Here is a 17,320-nt window from a genome sequence, read left to right as displayed (position 1 = left end):
AGTAGAAGGCAGGGGGCACACTTCGGCTACGCTCAGTGACCAGGAGGCAGAAGGCAGGAGGAGCTTTTGATATTAAACAGTTTTCTCTGATGAGCCTTAAATTTAATTCTGTTTACTACTTACCGTTAAATATTAATGAAAAGTTAGTTCTTGTGGGATGGGTGTCCTCACCCTTCCTAGATTTAGGGCGGGCTGTCCGTCCCACCCCACGGGGATCTGGAACACCTCATTTTCTGTAACGTTTTTAGCAGATATACATTTCAACACTCAAATGTTTGTAATTTGTCAAATGTCATCAAAATATTGTTTATACTGTACTTTCTAAAATTTTAATATTTGCTGATTACTAACTTATTGGTGTTGTTTTTTGCCTTATTTTAAAAATTCATCAAAAAGTCGAATCAAATTATGATGCTACGTTGAAAATACCAGATATATACCCATGTATTTGCTTATGAATTATCTACTGAATATGCTGATGGTGCTAATGGCTAGAAAATTAAGCTATAGTTGGATTCGAGAGAGCGATCGCGTAAATGCACAATCACCAAATATGAGTTTGCAAATATACTTAAATCCTCTGTTGTGTTTAACATTGCCATCTATCAAAAGCCGGATTTTTTTCTTAAAATCCCTTGAAGAAATGATTTAGTTTATGTGAAGTGTGTTATTCTTTTTATTAATTCAACTCTTCAAAGCCCAACGGAAACGGAACACATTTATTAAGCTTGAAGATGAGAAACATACTATACAAAGTCGCATCACTATCACCTTGTAACTGTTGATTAATTTCTGCAAATTACTGTGAAATTTAAAGTAGAGGTGATGTTCTTTCGGTAACGAACTTGTCAGCTTTTCTGGGTCGAATTCCGTACAATATATTATCCTGGACGTTGAAACTGGCTATGGCATTTATCAAGATACAGAACGTTGTCATTAATACCAGCTACGTTGCTGCTGTTAAGCTAGATAATCAAACGAGCTTGGGAGAAAAAAGCGTTTCTGTCCTCATAGCTACTCCTAAGTTTCCATTGTTCCAGCAGGATACAATCACACAAAACTTCTACCATTACGAATGGCTTGAATTCACTGGTCAAGCTGCTAACGCGCTTCAAGATTATTTTACCAGTTTCAACAACGTTATTGACTTGCTACCACAATATCAAGAGAAGTGTGAAGTGTGAAGTATGAAGTATGAAGTATGAAGTATGAAGTATGAAGTATGAAAAGCTTCATTCTTAATAAGTTGGTGGAAAACGTCATAACTAGGTTAAAGAACGTAAATATTTCTACTTTACCAATGACGAATGACCAAAGACAAATGACAAATAACATTTGTACCTACCAACTTAATTCTTCACCTCTATTTGTATTGTGTAGTGTTTGTTAGGAAAAAAGCATTTAGCCTTCATACATAGGATAGCTAGTTGCTTGTCACAACAGACAGATACTTTTTGACGGGTAACAAAGACTACTGTAGCTTCACAATCCACAGTAATTAAAACTGTCTATGTCCTATGTCTGCTTATTCAATTGATACTGCTTTGGCGGAATTAGAAGCCCAGATCAACAGTTGTGAAAAAACTTTGATTCGGTATATAGAGGAAAAAAAGATGACGACAGACAAACCAATGTCGATTAACAAACTTAACAGACAATTGCAACAAAATCCTATAGCTATTGTGGGCATGGCTTCGCTATTTGCGAAAGCCAGAAATTTGCGGGAATATTGGCAAAATATCATTAACAAAATCGATTGTATTACTGATGTTCCTTCTTCCCACTGGAGCGTAGAAGATTATTACGACCCCAACCCCAGAACCCCAGAAGATAAAACTTATTGTAAGCGCGGTGGTTTTATTCCAGAGGTTGATTTTAACCCAATGGAATTTGGGATTCCGCCCAGCATTTTAGAAGTAACTGATGTTTCGCAATTACTCAGTTTGGTAGTTGCAAAAGAAGCAATGGAAGATTCTGGCTATGGTGAATCTCGTGAGTTTAGCCGCGAAACAACTGGGGTAGTTCTTGGTGTGGCGATGGCTAAACAATTGGGAATGCCACTGGCTGCACGCTTAGAATATCCTATCTGGGAAAAGGTTCTTAAAAGCAGTGGTTTGTCTGACGAAGATACCAAAAAGATTGTTGACAAAATCAAAGCGGCTTATGTTAAGTGGGATGAAAACGCTTTCCCTGGAATGCTGGCTAACGTCGTGGCTGGACGCATCGCCAACCGCTTGAACTTCGGCGGAATTAACTGTGTAGTTGACGCAGCTTGTGCTAGTTCCTTTGGTGCTTTGAAATTAGCTATCAGTGAACTAATCGAACATCGCGCCGACATGATGCTGACTGGTGGTGTGGATACAGATAACACCATCATGGCTTATATCTCCTTCAGCAAAACCCCGGCGGTTTCTCCCAGTGAAAGTGTTAAACCCTTCGATGCTAAGTCTGATGGGATGATGCTGGGTGAAGGTATCGGGATGATTGTTCTCAAGCGTCTAGAAGATGCAGAAAGAGACAACGATAAAATCTACGCCGTAATTAAAGGCATCGGTACTTCTAGCGATGGCCGCTACAAGAGTATTTATGCACCTCGTAAAGAAGGGCAAGTAACAGCCTTGCGCCGCGCTTACGAAGATGCTGGGTTCTCTCCTGCTACCGTCGGTCTGATGGAAGCCCACGGTACTGGTACAATGGCAGGCGACCCGACTGAATTCGGTTCTTTAAGAGACTTCTTTAGCCAATACGACAACAAAAAGCAGCATATCGCTTTGGGTAGTGTGAAATCCCAAATCGGACACACCAAAGCGGCTGCGGGTGCGGCAAGTTTAATTAAAACTGCTTTGGCACTGCATCACAAAATTTTACCGCCAACTATTAACATTACCGAGCCGAACCCCAAACTCGACATTAACAACTCGGCATTTTATCTCAATACCGAAACCAGACCTTGGATACGTGCGGAAGGCGACGCGCCAAGACGTGCGGGTGTAAGTTCCTTCGGGTTTGGTGGGACAAACTACCACGTCGTTTTAGAAGAATACGAAGCGGGACAAAATCAGCCTTACCGCATACACAGCACACCCCAAGAAATTCTGCTGTTTGCGGCTAACCCAGCGCAACTACTCAGCAAGTGTGAAGCAGATTTATGGAAGTTGCAATCAGAAGGCGGCGACAGACACTTTTCTCAGTTGGTGCAAGATAGTCAATCTCTTGAAATTCCTCAAACTGCGGCGAGAGTTGGCTTTGTCGCTGAGAACCTACAAGAAGCTTGCAAGTTGCTGCAAATCAGCATTGACTGGTTGAAACTCAAAGGTGCAGCCGCATCTTGGGAACATCCCCAAGGTATTTACTACCGCGCCTCTGGAATGGAATTAGGCGGTAAAGTTGTCGCCCTGTTCTCTGGCCAAGGTTCCCAATACCTAGAAATGGGTCGGGAATTGGTGATGAACTTCCCCCAAATGCAACGGTTACATGGTTACATGGATAGCTTGTTGCTCAAAGATAACTTGCAGCCTCTCTCAGAAATTGTCTTCCCTCGCCCAACCTTTGAAGAAGCAGAGAAAAACGCTCAAGTTGCAGCACTACAACGTACAGAATACGCTCAACCTGCAATTGGTGTATTCAGTGCTGGGTTGTATTCCATCCTGCAAAAAGCTGGTTTCAAATCTGATTTTGTCGCCGGACATAGCTTTGGGGAACTAACAGCATTGTGGGCTGCGGGTGTATTGAGTGAGCAAGATTACTTGTTCTTGGTGAAATCTCGTGGTCAAGCGATGGCTGCACCAGAAGACCCAGACCATGACGCTGGTACAATGTTGGCTGTCAAAGAAGACATCAACAAAATCGAGCCAATACTGAAGCACTATCCGCAAGTATCCATTGCTAACTTTAATTCTCCGACTCAGGTAGTGTTGGCAGGGCCAACTGCAGAAATCGCTAAAGTGCGTCAGACTTTGCAAGAACAGGGATATGCGGCTGTACCGTTGCCTGTTTCCGCCGCCTTCCACACTTCACTGATTGCTTTTGCTCAGAAGTCCTTTGCGATCGCTACTAAATCAGTCAAATTTAATACTGCTACAATTCCAGTTTTCAGCAATGTTACTGGCAAGCCTTATCCCCAAGACCCCGCAGGAATGCAGCGCATCCTGGAAACTCACCTCGCAAGTTCGGTGTTGTTTAAACAGGAAATTGAAAATATCTACGCGGCTGGTGGTTCTTGCTTTGTGGAATTCGGGCCGAAGAGAATTCTGACTAACTTAGTTAAGGATATTTTAGGCGATCGCCCTCATCTTACCATCGCTTTGAATCCTAGCACTCAGAAGAATAGCGATCGTTCTCTGCGGGAAGCAGCAGTACAAATGCGCGTCATTGGGATGCAGTTGAAGAATCTTGACCCTTATCAAGTTCAACCTGTACTACCTGCTGAGAAGAAGAAAACTTTGAGTGTGCGTCTCAACGGGATTAACTACGTTTCGGAAAAAACTAGAAATGGTTTTAAAGAAGCGTTGGAGAGTGGACATAAGGTTTCTTTACAAAGTGCTGAGTTGAAAGTGCTGAGTGCTGAGTTGAAAGACCAGTTACAAGAGATTCCGCCCACAAGTGAAGAAAAGACTGAGAATTCTTCACCAGAATCAACACTCAGCACTCACACTTCGACTTCGCTCAGTGTACAGCACTCAGCACTCAATACTCACACTTCGACTTCGCTCAGTGTACAGCACTCAGCACTCAGCACTCAGCACTCAGCACTCAATATGAAACTAGCCCAGGAAACTGATATGCCAACACCTGAAAACTTGGTAAATTACCAGCGAATGCTAGAAAGCTTAGAGTACCTGCTGACCCAATTCCAGAAGAATCAATCTGATAATTTACAAACTCACGGTCAGTACCTCAACCATCAGATGGAATATACCAAAGCGTTCTTCCAACTGATGCAGCAGCAAAACGCTTTGTTCGCTAACGCCAAGTCTTCCCAAGAGGTAGCGCAACTGAAGCTAGTGGTGATGGAAGGTGTAGAACGCAGTATGATGCAGTTTCACAACCAACAAGGTGAAACCCTCCGCATCCATGAACAATATCTTCTGGAACAGGTAGAATACGCTAAAAACTTCTTCAATCTCATTCAGCAACAATATTCACAGTTGATTGCTGGTGGTGTTGCAGTTGAACCAACCTCTGTCAGCGATGCACCTGTACCTGTAACCACCAAAATTGTTGCACCCACTCCAATAGTTGAGCCTGTAGCGAAAAATGGCAATGGTAACGGTAATGGTCACAAACCTGTTGAAACACCAGTCGCACCAGTACCCCAGCCTGTAGCAGTTGCGCCTGCACCCGTAATTGAAACACCAGCACCCCAGCCTGTAGCAGTTGCACCTGCGCCTCAGCCTGTTGCTTTCACTCCCGCACCAGTTGTTCCAATTCCTGCACCTCAGCCTGTAGCTGTAGTTAGCGCACCTGTTGTAGCTGCGCCTGCGGTTGATGTCTCTGACTTAGACAAAAATTTGCTGGCTATTATCAGCGATAAAACTGGCTACCCAGTCGAAATGCTCGAATTAGAGATGGACATGGAAGCCGACTTGGGTATTGACTCCATCAAACGAGTTGAAATCTTGGGTGGCTTACAAGAAATGTATCCTAACTTACCCAAGCCCAACTTAGAAGAACTAGCAGAAAAACGTAGCATCGGCGACATCATTACATATCTGCAATCTAATGCTTCTGGAAGTGCTAATGTCGGAGTTGCAGTGTTACCCGCACCAGTCGCACCAGAAATGCCAGTTGTGCCTGTAATACCTGCACCTGAACCAGTAGTAATTGCTGAGACTCCACTTGTAGAAACTGTAGAAGATACCACCGATTACGCAGATATCGCCCAAACACTTCTAGCCATCACCAGCGATAAAACTGGCTACCCAGTCGAGATGCTGGAACTGGAAATGGACATGGAAGCGGACTTAGGTATCGACTCCATCAAACGGGTAGAAATTCTGGGAGCAATGCAAGAAACGTACCCCAACCTACCCAAACCCAACGTCGAAGACTTAGGTGATTTGCGAACCATCGGTCAAATAGTTGAGTATCTGCAACGCCTAGTTGCGGGTGAAAAAAAAAAGCCTGATTCTAACTGGAACTTCCAGCCAGTCCAAGTAATCGAAAACGTTGCGCGTCGTCCCGCGCAACTAAAAATCCTCCCCCTACCCGACAGCTTAGAGTTCAGTTTACCAGAGGGACACATCTGCTTAATCACAGATGATGGCTCCCTCACCACCTCCCACCTAGTCCAAACACTGTGCGATCGCGGTTGGAAAGTAGTAGTATTAAGCTTCCCCCAAGCCATCATCGCTCAACAAGCACCCTTACCTGCTGGTGTAGAACGTATCACCCTCGCAGATATGAGTGAAGAATTACTCCAACATAAATTATCCGCGATCGCAACTAATATTGGCACAATTGGCAGCTTCATTCACATCCATCCCCAGGCTGTAGAACAGGACAAAGCGATAGTTAAGCACATCTTCTTTGTAGCTAAACACCTGAAGAAAGCTCTTACCGAAACCGCCAATTATACTCGCAGTTCCTTCCTAACAGTCGTGCGCTTAGATGGAGCATTTGGGTTAGAGCATAATACCAATTATGGAGCGATCGCAGGTGGTTTATTCGGACTTACCAAAACCCTGAGATGGGAATGGCCAAAAGTATTCGCTCGCTCGATTGATTTGAGTCCGGCGATAGATGCACAAAAGTCGGCTGAACATATTATTGCCGAACTGTGTGACTCGAATCTTTATATCAATGAAGTGGGTTACGGTTCTCAAGGGCGAGTTACGTTGAAGGCTTCTATTAAGTAAAGTTTCGCGCAAAGGCGCAAAGGCGCAAAGAAAGAAGGGCGCAAAAGGTTTAGGGGAGTGTAAATGCTCCCCAATTCATCAACAAATCATCTGCGTCCATCTGCGTTCATCTGCGGTTTAAATTCTAAATCTTCAATAAACAAATATGACAACAGCAACTCAGGTTCGTTCCTCATCAGTATTTCTCGTCAGTGGTGGTGCGAAAGGAATCACCTCCCTCTGCGTTAAAAAACTTGCACAACAACAACCTTGCACATTTATCCTTCTCGGTCGTTCCGAAATTTTAGAAAACGAACCAGAATTCGCCAAAGATTGTTTTGAAGATGCTGCATTAAAAAAACGCATCATGGAAAATCTGCTCGCGCAAGGTGAGAAGCCTACACCCATGAGTGTGCAGAAAATATATAACAAAATTGCTTCTAGCCGCGAAATTAAACAGACAATAGCAGAAATTCAAGCAGCAGGCGCAAAAGTTGAATATCTGAGTGCTGATGTGACAAATGTTGCCGAACTACAACAAAAACTAGCAGCCACAGTTGCACGCACTGGCGCAATTACTGGCATTATTCACGGTGCTGGTAACTTAGCCGATAAATTAATTGAAAAGAAAACCGACCAAGACTTTGAAAAAGTTTATACCGCCAAAGTTCAAGGGCTAGAAAATTTACTGAATTGCGTTAACCCCAATCAACTAGAACAATTAGTATTGTTCTCCTCCGTAACTGGATTTTACGGGAATATTGGGCAATCGGATTATGCGATCGCTAACGAAATTCTCAACAAATCAGCCCATCTATTCAAACAAAAGCATCCCAATTGTCACGTAGTTGCAATCAACTGGGGCGGTTGGGATAGCGGGATGGTAACACCAGAACTCAAAAAAGCCTTCGCCGAACGGGGAATTGATATTATACCCATTGATATCGGCGCACAAATGTTGGTCAACGAACTGCATCCCGCCCACCATGACTCTACTCAAGTAGTTATCGGTAGCCCCACAATTCGCCCACCCGCACCCTTAGATGCAGAACTTAAAAGCTACCGCATTCGTCGCCGCATTGTATTAGAAGCAAATCCCTTCTTATATGATCATGTCATCGCTGGTTCCCCCGTATTACCAGCAACCTGCGCCATGTCTTGGATGATTAATGCTTGTGAAGAATTGCATCCAGGTTATCGCTATTTAAGTTGTAAAGAATTTAAAGTTCTCAAAGGAATTACCTTTGCTAATTCCAACGTCAGCGAACACATTCTCGAAGTTCAAGAACTTGCCAAAAGCGAATCGGAATTTGTCGAATTACAAACCACAATCTTAAGTAAAACACCCGAAGGCAAAACCCATTATCACTTCCGCGCCCAAATCAAAATCGTGCGGAAAATGCCAGAAGCCCCAGTTTACGAATCAGTAAACCTCACCGAAGATAACATCATCACCACCACTGGCACAGACTTTTATCAAAAAGATAGCTCCTCATTATTCCACGGCCCAGCATTCCAAAAAATCACCAGAGTAATCAACATTACCCCAGAAAAAATCACCGCCGAATGCTATTGGGCATCAATTTCTGCTCAAAAACAAGGGCAATTTCCTATCAATTGGCACAACCCTTATTGTAATGATTTAAGCACACAACCCTTATGGGTTTGGCTAAACCATTTCCATCAAGAAATTTGCTTACCAGGACAACTAACTCACTCCGAACAATTCCGCGCCTTACCTTGCGATGAAATCTTCTACGTTTCTTGCGAGGTTAAAGCAAAAACAGCCACAGGTGTAACCTCCGACTATTATATACACGACCGTGAAGGTAAAATTTACTCCCGTATCCTCGGAGCCAAAGCAGTAATTTGGCCTATGAGAATGATGAATAAATAATTAACATATAAACGCAGAGGCTCGCGGAGGTAAACGCAAAGTTACGCGGAGAATTATCTGCGTTTAAAATAGCAATAGTAAACTCATAACTCTCCTCTTCTCTGATATCTCTGCGCCTCTGTGGTTCGTTAAAAAATACTCTGAGAAAACAGACATCCCCACTCTCCGCGCCTTTGCGCCTTTGCGCGAAACAAATCCTTTCCACTCCGGGGAACACCGTAAATCTGAAAACCCAACCCAACGAGGACAACAACAGTGGAAAAAATAGCCATTATTGGTATATCCTGCCTATTTCCCGACGCAAACAATCCCGAACAATTTTGGCAGAATATTACCGACAAAAAAAACTCAACCTCAGAAGTTACACTCGCCGAAATTGGTGTTGATCCCACAATATTTTACGACTCTGCTAAAGGCAAACCGGAAAAAATTTACTTCCTCAAAGGTGGATTTATTCGCAACTTTCAATTCGACCCAAGCGAATATAATTTACCACCAACCTTAGTAAATAGCTTAGATAATACCTTTAAATGGTCACTCTACGCAGCTAAACAAGCAGTCCAACATAGCGGCTATTTAGGTAATCAACAAGCCCTCGCCAAATGCGGCGTAATTTTAGGAACCCTCTCCCTACCGACAAAACTTTCCAATCAATTATTATCCCCCATTTATCGCCGCACAATTGATGGTGCGATCGCTCAACTTATCCAAGACCAAGATTTCCATTTAGCCGCCATACCCCCAACCATCAAGCCATCGCCCTACAACGCGATGATATCCGGTTTACCCGCCGCCCTCATCGCTCAATCTCTCTCATTATCAGGCACTCACTTTTGTATAGATGCAGCTTGTTCCTCAGCCTTCTACTCCATCAAACTAGCATCGCACTACTTACAAACACGCAAAACCGACTTAATGCTGGCTGGTGCTATTAGTTGTTCCGATCCTCTATTCTTACGAATGCTCTTTTCCGGTATTCAAGGATATCCAGAAAACGGTATTAGCCGTCCTCTAGATAAAGCATCACGCGGCTTAATTACCTCCGAAGGCATCGGTATGGTAGTTCTCAAACGCTACAGTGATGCTGTCAGAGATGGCGATAATATTCTTGCTACTGTTTGCGGTAACGGACTTTCTAACGATGGTAGAGGCAAACACCTACTCAGTCCCAACGCCAAAGGACAAACATTAGCTTACGAACGAGCTTATCAAGAAGCCCAACTCAGCCCGAAAGACATTGATTATCTAGAGTGTCACGCTACAGGCACACTCTTAGGCGACACCACCGAATGTAATTCTGTAGAAAGCTTTTTTGGGGAACATCAAGCATCACCATTAGTAGGTTCTGCTAAATCAAATGTTGGTCATTTGTTAGTAGGTGCGGGAATGGTGGGTTTAACCAAAGCAATTTACAGCATGAATCATGGTGTGATTCCACCCACAATTAATGTGGATGAACCCATCGGTGCAGCAAATACAGTTATTTCTCCTAAAAACATTGTTAAAACAACAACATCTTGGCCTAACAATAATTCAACCAAACGTGTAGCTTTAAGTGCCTTTGGGTTTGGTGGAACTAACTCACACATTATTTTGGAAAAAACCGCAAAGGACACAAAGGACACAAAGTAAAGAGATTTTTGCATAAGTCTACAAAGTTATTTCTCTTCTCTTTGCGCCTTTGCGCCTTTGCGCGAGACAAAAAAATATCTGTTTAGGTACTCAATAATGACCCAAGATAATAAAAACAAAATTGCCATTATTGGCATGGATGCCTTCTTCGGCGAATGCAATAACTTAGATGCTTTTGAACGTAGTATTTATGACGGTAAACAACACTTCATACCTCTACCTGAAAAAAGATGGTATGGCATTAACGAACAAAAAGACTTACTCCAAGACTACGGTTTAGCTGAAGGTAAACCCCCTGTCGGAGCATATATCAAAGACTTTGAAATTGACACATTAGCTTATAAAATTCCTCCTAACGAAGTCGAAAAACTCAACCCCCAACAACTATTACTGTTGAAGGTTGCAGAACGCGCCATCAAAGATGCAAACCTACCTGAAGGTGGTAATGTCGCAGTAATTATTGCGGCTGAAACAGAGTTATCTGTCCACCAGTTACAGCAAAGATGGGATTTGTCTTGGCAAGTCAAAGATGGTTTGAACGCGGCGGAAATTACCTTACCACCAGAAAAGATTGCTCAATTAGAAACCATCGTTAAAGATAGCGTTCACCAACAAGTAGAAATTGGTGAGTATTTAAGCTACATCGCCAACATCATGGCGAGTCGCATTTCTTCGCTGTGGAACTTTACCGGGCCTGCTTTCACCCTCACGGCTGTAGAGACTTCGGCTTTTAAAGCTTTGGAAGTCGCCCAAATGCTATTGATGACTGGTGAAGCAGACGCAGCCATTGTTGGTGCTGTTGATTTGGCTGGTGGTGTAGAGAATGTATTGTTACGCAATCAAACAGCCAAGATTAACACGGGTGTCAATACGTTGAGTTATGACCAAAAAGCCAACGGTTGGAATGTGGGTGAAGGTGCGGGTGTAGTCGTTCTCAAACGCTACGATGTGGCACAGAAAAATGGCGATCGCATTTATGCCACCATTGATGCTATCAGTATCGGACAATCTCTCGTCAATTCAGCTAACGAAGCCTTTCATAGTGCGGGTGTACAACCTTCTCAGGTGAAATATGTAGAGGTTTGCGCCAGTGGTATTCCCCAAGAAGACGAAACCGAAATCACAGGTTTATTGCAAGCATATCCATCAGTAGGTCATGGTTTGCACAGTGCTATTGGTAGCGTCAAAGCAAATATCGGACACACTCAAGTAGCTTCGGGAATTGCCAGCTTAATCAAAACAGCGTTGTGTCTTTACTATCGCTATATTCCTGCTACTCCTAACTGGTCTGGTGTGAAAACACCACAACAATGGGAAGGAAGTCCTTTTTATGTAGCTACAGAGTCTCGTCCTTGGTTCTTGGGTAAAGACTCTGACCGTCGGATAGCTGCAATTAACGGTCTGGGTTGTGATGGTACTTTTGCTCATGTGATTATCTCGGAAGACCCCACACAAGAAGAACGCCCTAGCAGATATCTGGAGCAAATGCCATATCATCTGTTCCCGATAACAGCTAACGACAGGGAGAGTATTTTTGCGGCTCTAGATAGTTTGCAAAAGAGCATTGAAGCTAGTTCTTCTTTATCAGACTGTGCGAGTCAAGCCTTTGCTGCATACAAAGCTAACCCCCAAGCGCAATACGCCATAGCCATTAACGGACGGAATAAAAAAGAACTCCTCAAAGAAATTGAGTCGGCGCGTAAAGGTGTCAAAACGGCGTTTGAAAAAGGCACAGACTGGCAAACACCTATAGGTAGTTATTTCACTCCCAAGCCTCTAGGAAAGCATGGCGAAATTGCTTATGTGTATCCGGCGGCGGTGAACTCTTATGTCGGTATGGGTCGAAATCTCTTCCGCTTGTTTCCCAGAATCTTCAACGACTACATGGTGAAGAGTCTAAACAAGCGGGTAGCGGATGTAGAACTACGAGTTTTTCCCAGAAGTTTGAGTAAGTTATCCCTCAGACAGCTAGAGACGCTAGAAAAGCAATTGCTAGATGATTCCCTAGCGATGTTTGAAGCGGAAATGTTCTTTACCAGACTGCTCACCACAGTTATTTGTGATGACTTTCAACTCAAGCCGAAGTATGTATTTGGTTACAGCTTGGGTGAAACCAGCATGATGGTAGCCCAAGGAGTTTGGAATGATTTCTTCCAAGGTAGTAACTCTTTCAATTCCTCGGCGTTGTTTGGCAATAGGTTATCTGGCCCGAAAAATGCGGTGCGCGAATTTTGGGGCTTACCAAACACAGATAATTCAGACAAGAATTTTTGGGGTAACTTCGTTTTGATGGCGAGTCCTGAACAAGTGCAGGAAGCTATCAAAAACGAGCCGCAAGTCTATTTGACACAAATTAATACACCGGAAGAAGTCTTAATTGCTGGTGAACCAGCCGCCTGTAAGCGAGTCATTGCAGCCTTAGGTTGTAATTCTTTCGTGGCTCCCTTCGATCACGTTATCCACTGTGAAACGATGCGATCGGAGTACGGGGAGTTAGTTAAATTAAATACTTTGCCATCCCAGAATCTAGCAGGTGTCACCTTTTATTCTGCGGCTGAATATCAGCCTATTGTACTGGAGAGTGGTGCGATCGCTCGGAGCATCGCCACCGGACTTTGCCAACAATTAGACTTTCCTCGCCTAGTTAACCGCCTTCACGACGACGGCGCGAGAATCTTCATCGAAGCTGGTGCGGGTGGTGTCTGTTCACGCTGGATTGATAAAATTCTCGAAGACAAAGACCATATCACCGTATCCCTCAATCGTCGGGGTATGGATGACCACACTACCATTGTCAAAGCACTAGCAAAACTTCTCAGCCATCGCGTAGCTGTCGATTTATCTCCACTCTACAATCTCACACCTGCGCCTAAACAGAATAAAGCTACACTACGCACTGTTACCGTCGGTGGTGAATCAATAACTGCCAGTATTTTGACTGAAGAAAACCGCAAACTTTTCCAAGATTTACCAGGGAAAGCAAAAGGTATTCAAGCTGAAAATCTGCATTCAAATATACCATTGCCTGATGAAATTGATATCATCAAATCGCTGCAAGATACTCATAAAATCTTAGGCGGTGAAATTCTGACGCAAAATGCAGAAGTTTCCATGAAAAATATCATTGAACACGGTTTTACAGCAGCAGAAAAAGTAGAATCTTCTGAGTTAATCGCCACACCGACACAAGCATATGCTACCAATCAAGATTTAGATACCCTAATCAGAATGCTGGAGTTAAATACCTCTCACTGTCAAAAGCTGAATGCTAATAATGCTCGGATAACTCAAGCACATACAGCTTTTTTACAAGCACGGCAAGATTTTAGTCAGCAGATGCGTGAAATTATTCAATTGCAATTAGTTTGCGCGGAAGATTTGCTCAAAGAATAAGCTTGAATGCACGTTACCTCATGGTTTAAGGATAAAGATTTAACACTTTATTCTTAGACCTTTCCTAAATTTAAATGTTCGCGCAAAGGCGCAAAGGCGCAAAGAATAAGAAGCAATAACAACCACATATTTAACACTCAATTATCTCCGTGTCTCTGCGTCTCTGCGTGAAATAACAAAAACAGATTAACAATCCGAGGGATAACTACTGTGACGACCTTCGATATGCCACTCAGCACCCAAGATAATGGCTTAAGATTCTCCGCCTATACCTACAATCATAATCTTGTTTGGAAAGGCAATTTAGAAACAATATCCTTTGAACAGCAAGCCATTAAAAATAAATTACTTCTATTAGATAAACCTTGCTATCTTATCAAAATTGCAGGTAAAATCGGCATTACAAATGAAGGATATTTATATCCTGTTGAAAATAATACAACTTCCCAATTAGAATTAATCGCTTCCCTTGCACCAATTTCTCTACAACAGTTAGGCGACCCTAGTTTTCTCGCTTGTTATGGAGTGAAATATGCCTATATGACTGGTGCAATGGCTGGTGGTATTGCTTCTGAAGAAATGGTGATTGCTTTAGGAAAAGAGAAAATTTTAGGTTCTTTTGGTGCAGGTGGTTTACCTCCCGAAAGAATAGAAGCAGCAATTCAACAAATTCAACAAGCTTTACCCAATGGCCCTTACGGTTTTAATTTAATTCATAGCCCTAATGATATGGCGATTGAACGTCGGGCTGTGGATTTATATTTAAAATATGGGGTGAAGGTGGTAGAGGCTTCGGCATTTTTAGATTTAACACCCAATATTGTTTATTATCGGCTGGCTGGGTTAAGTTTAAATGATGCCAATCAAATCATCATTAAAAATAAGGTCATCGCTAAAATTTCTCGCCGCGAAGTTGCGAGTAAATTTATGCAGCCAGCCCCAACTAAAATTGTCAAAGAATTAGTTGAACAAGGATTAATTACTGGGTTACAAGCAAAATTAGCAGAACAAGTGCCGATAGCTGATGATATTACTGTAGAAGCTGATTCTGGTGGTCATACTGATAACCGTCCGTTGATTTGTTTGCTTCCTTCATTGATTGCTTTAAGGGATGAAATTCAAACTAAATATCATTATTCCCAACCAATTAGAGTTGGTGCAGCCGGGGGAATTGCGACCCCAGAATCAACCTTAGCAGCTTTTATGATGGGTGCTGCTTATGTAGTTACTGGTTCCATCAATCAAGCTTGTGTTGAATCTGGTGCTTGTGAGCATACTAAAAAACTATTAGCACAAGCAGAAATGGCTGATGTAACTATGGCTCCCGCAGGCGATATGTTTGAAATGGGTGTGAAAGTACAAGTGCTAAAACGGGGTACGATGTTCCCGATGCGAGCGCAAAAATTGTACGAATTGTACCGCACTTATAACTCAATTGAAGAAATCCCTGCGGCAGAAAAAGAGAAGTTAGAAAAACAAGTTTTTCGGAAAACTATTGCTGAGGCTTGGGAAGGAACGGCTGCTTATTTATCACAGAAAAATCCTGAAAAATTGGGTAAAGCTGTGAATAATCCTAAGTTGAAGATGGCTTTGATTTTCCGTTGGTATTTAGGCTTATCTTCTCGTTGGTCTACTGCTGGTGAAAAAGGTCGAGAAGTTGATTATCAAATTTGGTGCGGCCCGGCGATGGGTGGTTTTAATGACTGGGTGCGCGGTTCTTATTTAGCTGAACCTCAAAATCGCTCAGTTGTGGATGTTGCTGACCAGATTATGCAGGGTGCAGCATTTTTATATCGCATCCAAAATTTAAAAATTCAAGGTTTGCAAATACCTGATTACTACACTCAGTATCGTCCCGAAGTTTGTCAATAATTGGAAGAGGTAACAATGTCTTATAGTGCAGCAAATATTCAAGCGTGGATGGTGTCTAACCTCGCTGAGTTAGTAGGTGTAGAAACTGACGAAATTGATATCCACGAAAATCTAGAAAACTATGGTTTAGACTCAGCACAAGCGATGACTCTGGTAAGTAAATTAGAAGAATTGCTGGGTTTTCAACCATCTCCTTTATTGTTGTGGCATTATCCTAATATTGCAGCTTTATCAGAGCGTTTAGCTGAGGAATTAGTAGAACAGTCTGATGGGCAAGATACAGGAATTGTAAAACAAACGAGTGGGAATGCGATCGCTGATATCCCTACTCTCGATTTACAAGCTGAAGTAGTTCTTGACCCCACAATTCATCCTGGCGGTGCTGTTTATACACCTATCGACAAACCCAAGAAAATCTTCTTGACAGGTTCAACAGGCTTTTTAGGCGCGTTCATCATCCGGGAACTGTTAGAACAAACCGACGCAGAATTGTATTGCTTGGTACGCGCCAGCAGCCTCCAAGACGGTAAAAACAAGCTGCAAAAGAACTTAGAACAGTATGGAATTGGTCAGGATGAGTTAGATCCTCGCATTATTCCCGTCATTGGTGATTTGTCGCAACCAATGTTAGGCCTTGGCGCAGAACTATTCCAAGCGTTAGCAACCAACATTGACACCATCTATCACAGTGCTGCTTTGTTGAACTATGTTTATCCCTACTCAGCACTGAAAACTGCTAACGTTTTAGGTACACAAGAAATATTGCGCTTGGCTTGTCAAATTAAGGTCAAGCCGGTACATTACGTTTCTAGCGTGGCTGTATTTGAATCACCTTATTACGCGGGTAAGGTGGTGAAAGAAGATGATGACTTTAGTCATTGGGAAGGTATTTTCCTCGGTTACTCCCAAACTAAATGGGTAGCTGAGAAGTTGGTGAAAATTGCGAGCGATCGCGGTTTACCTGTTACAATCCACAGACCACCATTAATCGCCGGAGATAGTCAAACAGGTATCGGTAACACCCACGACTTTATCAATTTGATGGTTAAGGGTTGTCTACAAATGGGTAGCTTCCCCGACGTAGAATATATGTTGGATATGTCTCCTGTAGACTATGTAAGTAAAGCGATCGTCTATCTGTCAATGCAACCAGAATCGATAGGGAAAGCTTTCCACTTACAACATCCCAACCCAGTTTCTTTAAAATTCTTAGTTGAGTGGGTGAGTTCTTTTGGTTATCCAGTGCAGATTCTCCCCTACGATGAATGGCAAGCAGAGTTAATTAAAAATGCTGCCTCACCTGATAATCCTTTATATACTCTGCGCCCATTCTTGTTAGAACGCTGGTCAGAAGAACAAGTCACAATTCCCGATTTGTATCTGCAAGCCAGAAGACCCACAATTAGCTGTGAAGCAACCGTCAAAGCGTTAGCAGGTAGTGGAATTTCCTGTCCGCCAATCGATTCTAAGTTGTTTATGACCTACACAGCTTATTTAATTGAAAGTGGTTTCTTGAGTATTGCATTGTAAATTTATGCGGTTCTAGATTTTCATATCCCCGATTTCTTTAATAAGTCGGGGATCTCGTTTTTCGTCTCTAAAATTATTGTTTATTTAACCTCAGTTCGGGTTAAGAAGTTTTTATCGAACCACAGAGGCACAGAGATCACAGAGTTATAAGAGTTTAAGA

8 protein-coding genes are annotated in these 17,320 nt (G+C 42.7%); all 8 read left to right on the top strand.

What is annotated here, in order from left to right; genetic code table 11:
- Nucleotides 1-487 precede the first annotated feature (487 nt).
- The 8 genes from H6G69_RS17330 to H6G69_RS17295 all read left to right on the top strand — a co-directional run bounded on the left by H6G69_RS17330 (nucleotide 488) and on the right by H6G69_RS17295 (nucleotide 17,160).
- Entirely contained in the window at nucleotides 488-652 is a 165-nt protein-coding gene (locus H6G69_RS17330; protein ID WP_190689669.1) for a hypothetical protein, read from the top strand.
- A gap of 253 nt (nucleotides 653-905) precedes the next feature.
- Entirely contained in the window at nucleotides 906-1,184 is a 279-nt protein-coding gene (locus H6G69_RS17325; RefSeq protein WP_190689666.1) for a hypothetical protein, read from the top strand.
- Nucleotides 1,185-1,517: 333 nt separating this feature from the next.
- A complete protein-coding gene (locus H6G69_RS17320; RefSeq protein WP_190689663.1) occupies nucleotides 1,518-6,857 on the top strand; it encodes a type I polyketide synthase in 5,340 nt (1,779 codons plus the stop codon).
- 145 nt (nucleotides 6,858-7,002) lie between these two features.
- The gene (locus H6G69_RS17315; protein WP_190689659.1) at nucleotides 7,003-8,733 is read left to right on the top strand and encodes an SDR family NAD(P)-dependent oxidoreductase; all 1,731 of its coding nucleotides are present in this window, start codon (nucleotides 7,003-7,005) and stop codon (nucleotides 8,731-8,733) included.
- A gap of 255 nt (nucleotides 8,734-8,988) precedes the next feature.
- Nucleotides 8,989-10,365, top strand: coding sequence for a polyketide synthase (locus H6G69_RS17310; protein ID WP_190689655.1), 1,377 nt, complete (start codon nucleotides 8,989-8,991; stop codon nucleotides 10,363-10,365).
- 96 nt (nucleotides 10,366-10,461) lie between these two features.
- On the top strand, nucleotides 10,462-13,758 hold the full coding sequence (locus H6G69_RS17305; RefSeq protein ID WP_190689653.1) for a type I polyketide synthase: 3,297 nt from the start codon (nucleotides 10,462-10,464) through the stop codon (nucleotides 13,756-13,758).
- Between the two features lie 225 nt (nucleotides 13,759-13,983).
- Complete coding sequence (locus tag H6G69_RS17300; protein WP_199336080.1) at nucleotides 13,984-15,630, top strand: PfaD family polyunsaturated fatty acid/polyketide biosynthesis protein; 1,647 nt, start codon at nucleotides 13,984-13,986, stop codon at nucleotides 15,628-15,630.
- A 15-nt stretch (nucleotides 15,631-15,645) separates the two neighbouring features.
- On the top strand, nucleotides 15,646-17,160 hold the full coding sequence (locus H6G69_RS17295) for a thioester reductase domain-containing protein (protein WP_190689646.1): 1,515 nt from the start codon (nucleotides 15,646-15,648) through the stop codon (nucleotides 17,158-17,160).
- Nucleotides 17,161-17,320: the final 160 nt, after the last annotated feature.

This window comes from Nostoc sp. FACHB-110, assembly GCF_014697425.1.
Lineage (GTDB): Bacteria > Cyanobacteriota > Cyanobacteriia > Cyanobacteriales > Nostocaceae > Nostoc_B.
Note: the sequence above shows the minus strand (reverse complement) of the source record. Positions and strands in the feature narration are given on the sequence as shown.

Excerpts from the sequence above, each read along its gene's own strand:
- H6G69_RS17325 (WP_190689666.1), top strand. The coding sequence starts at position 906 with ATGGCATTTATCAAGATACAGAACGTTGTCATTAATACCAGCTACGTT.
- H6G69_RS17315 (WP_190689659.1), top strand. The coding sequence starts at position 7,003 with ATGACAACAGCAACTCAGGTTCGTTCCTCATCAGTATTTCTCGTCAGT.
- H6G69_RS17305 (WP_190689653.1), top strand. The coding sequence starts at position 10,462 with ATGACCCAAGATAATAAAAACAAAATTGCCATTATTGGCATGGATGCC.
- H6G69_RS17295 (WP_190689646.1), top strand. The coding sequence starts at position 15,646 with ATGTCTTATAGTGCAGCAAATATTCAAGCGTGGATGGTGTCTAACCTC.
- H6G69_RS17300 (WP_199336080.1), top strand. The coding sequence starts at position 13,984 with ATGCCACTCAGCACCCAAGATAATGGCTTAAGATTCTCCGCCTATACC.
- H6G69_RS17330 (WP_190689669.1), top strand. The coding sequence starts at position 488 with ATGGCTAGAAAATTAAGCTATAGTTGGATTCGAGAGAGCGATCGCGTA.
- H6G69_RS17320 (WP_190689663.1), top strand. The coding sequence starts at position 1,518 with ATGTCTGCTTATTCAATTGATACTGCTTTGGCGGAATTAGAAGCCCAG.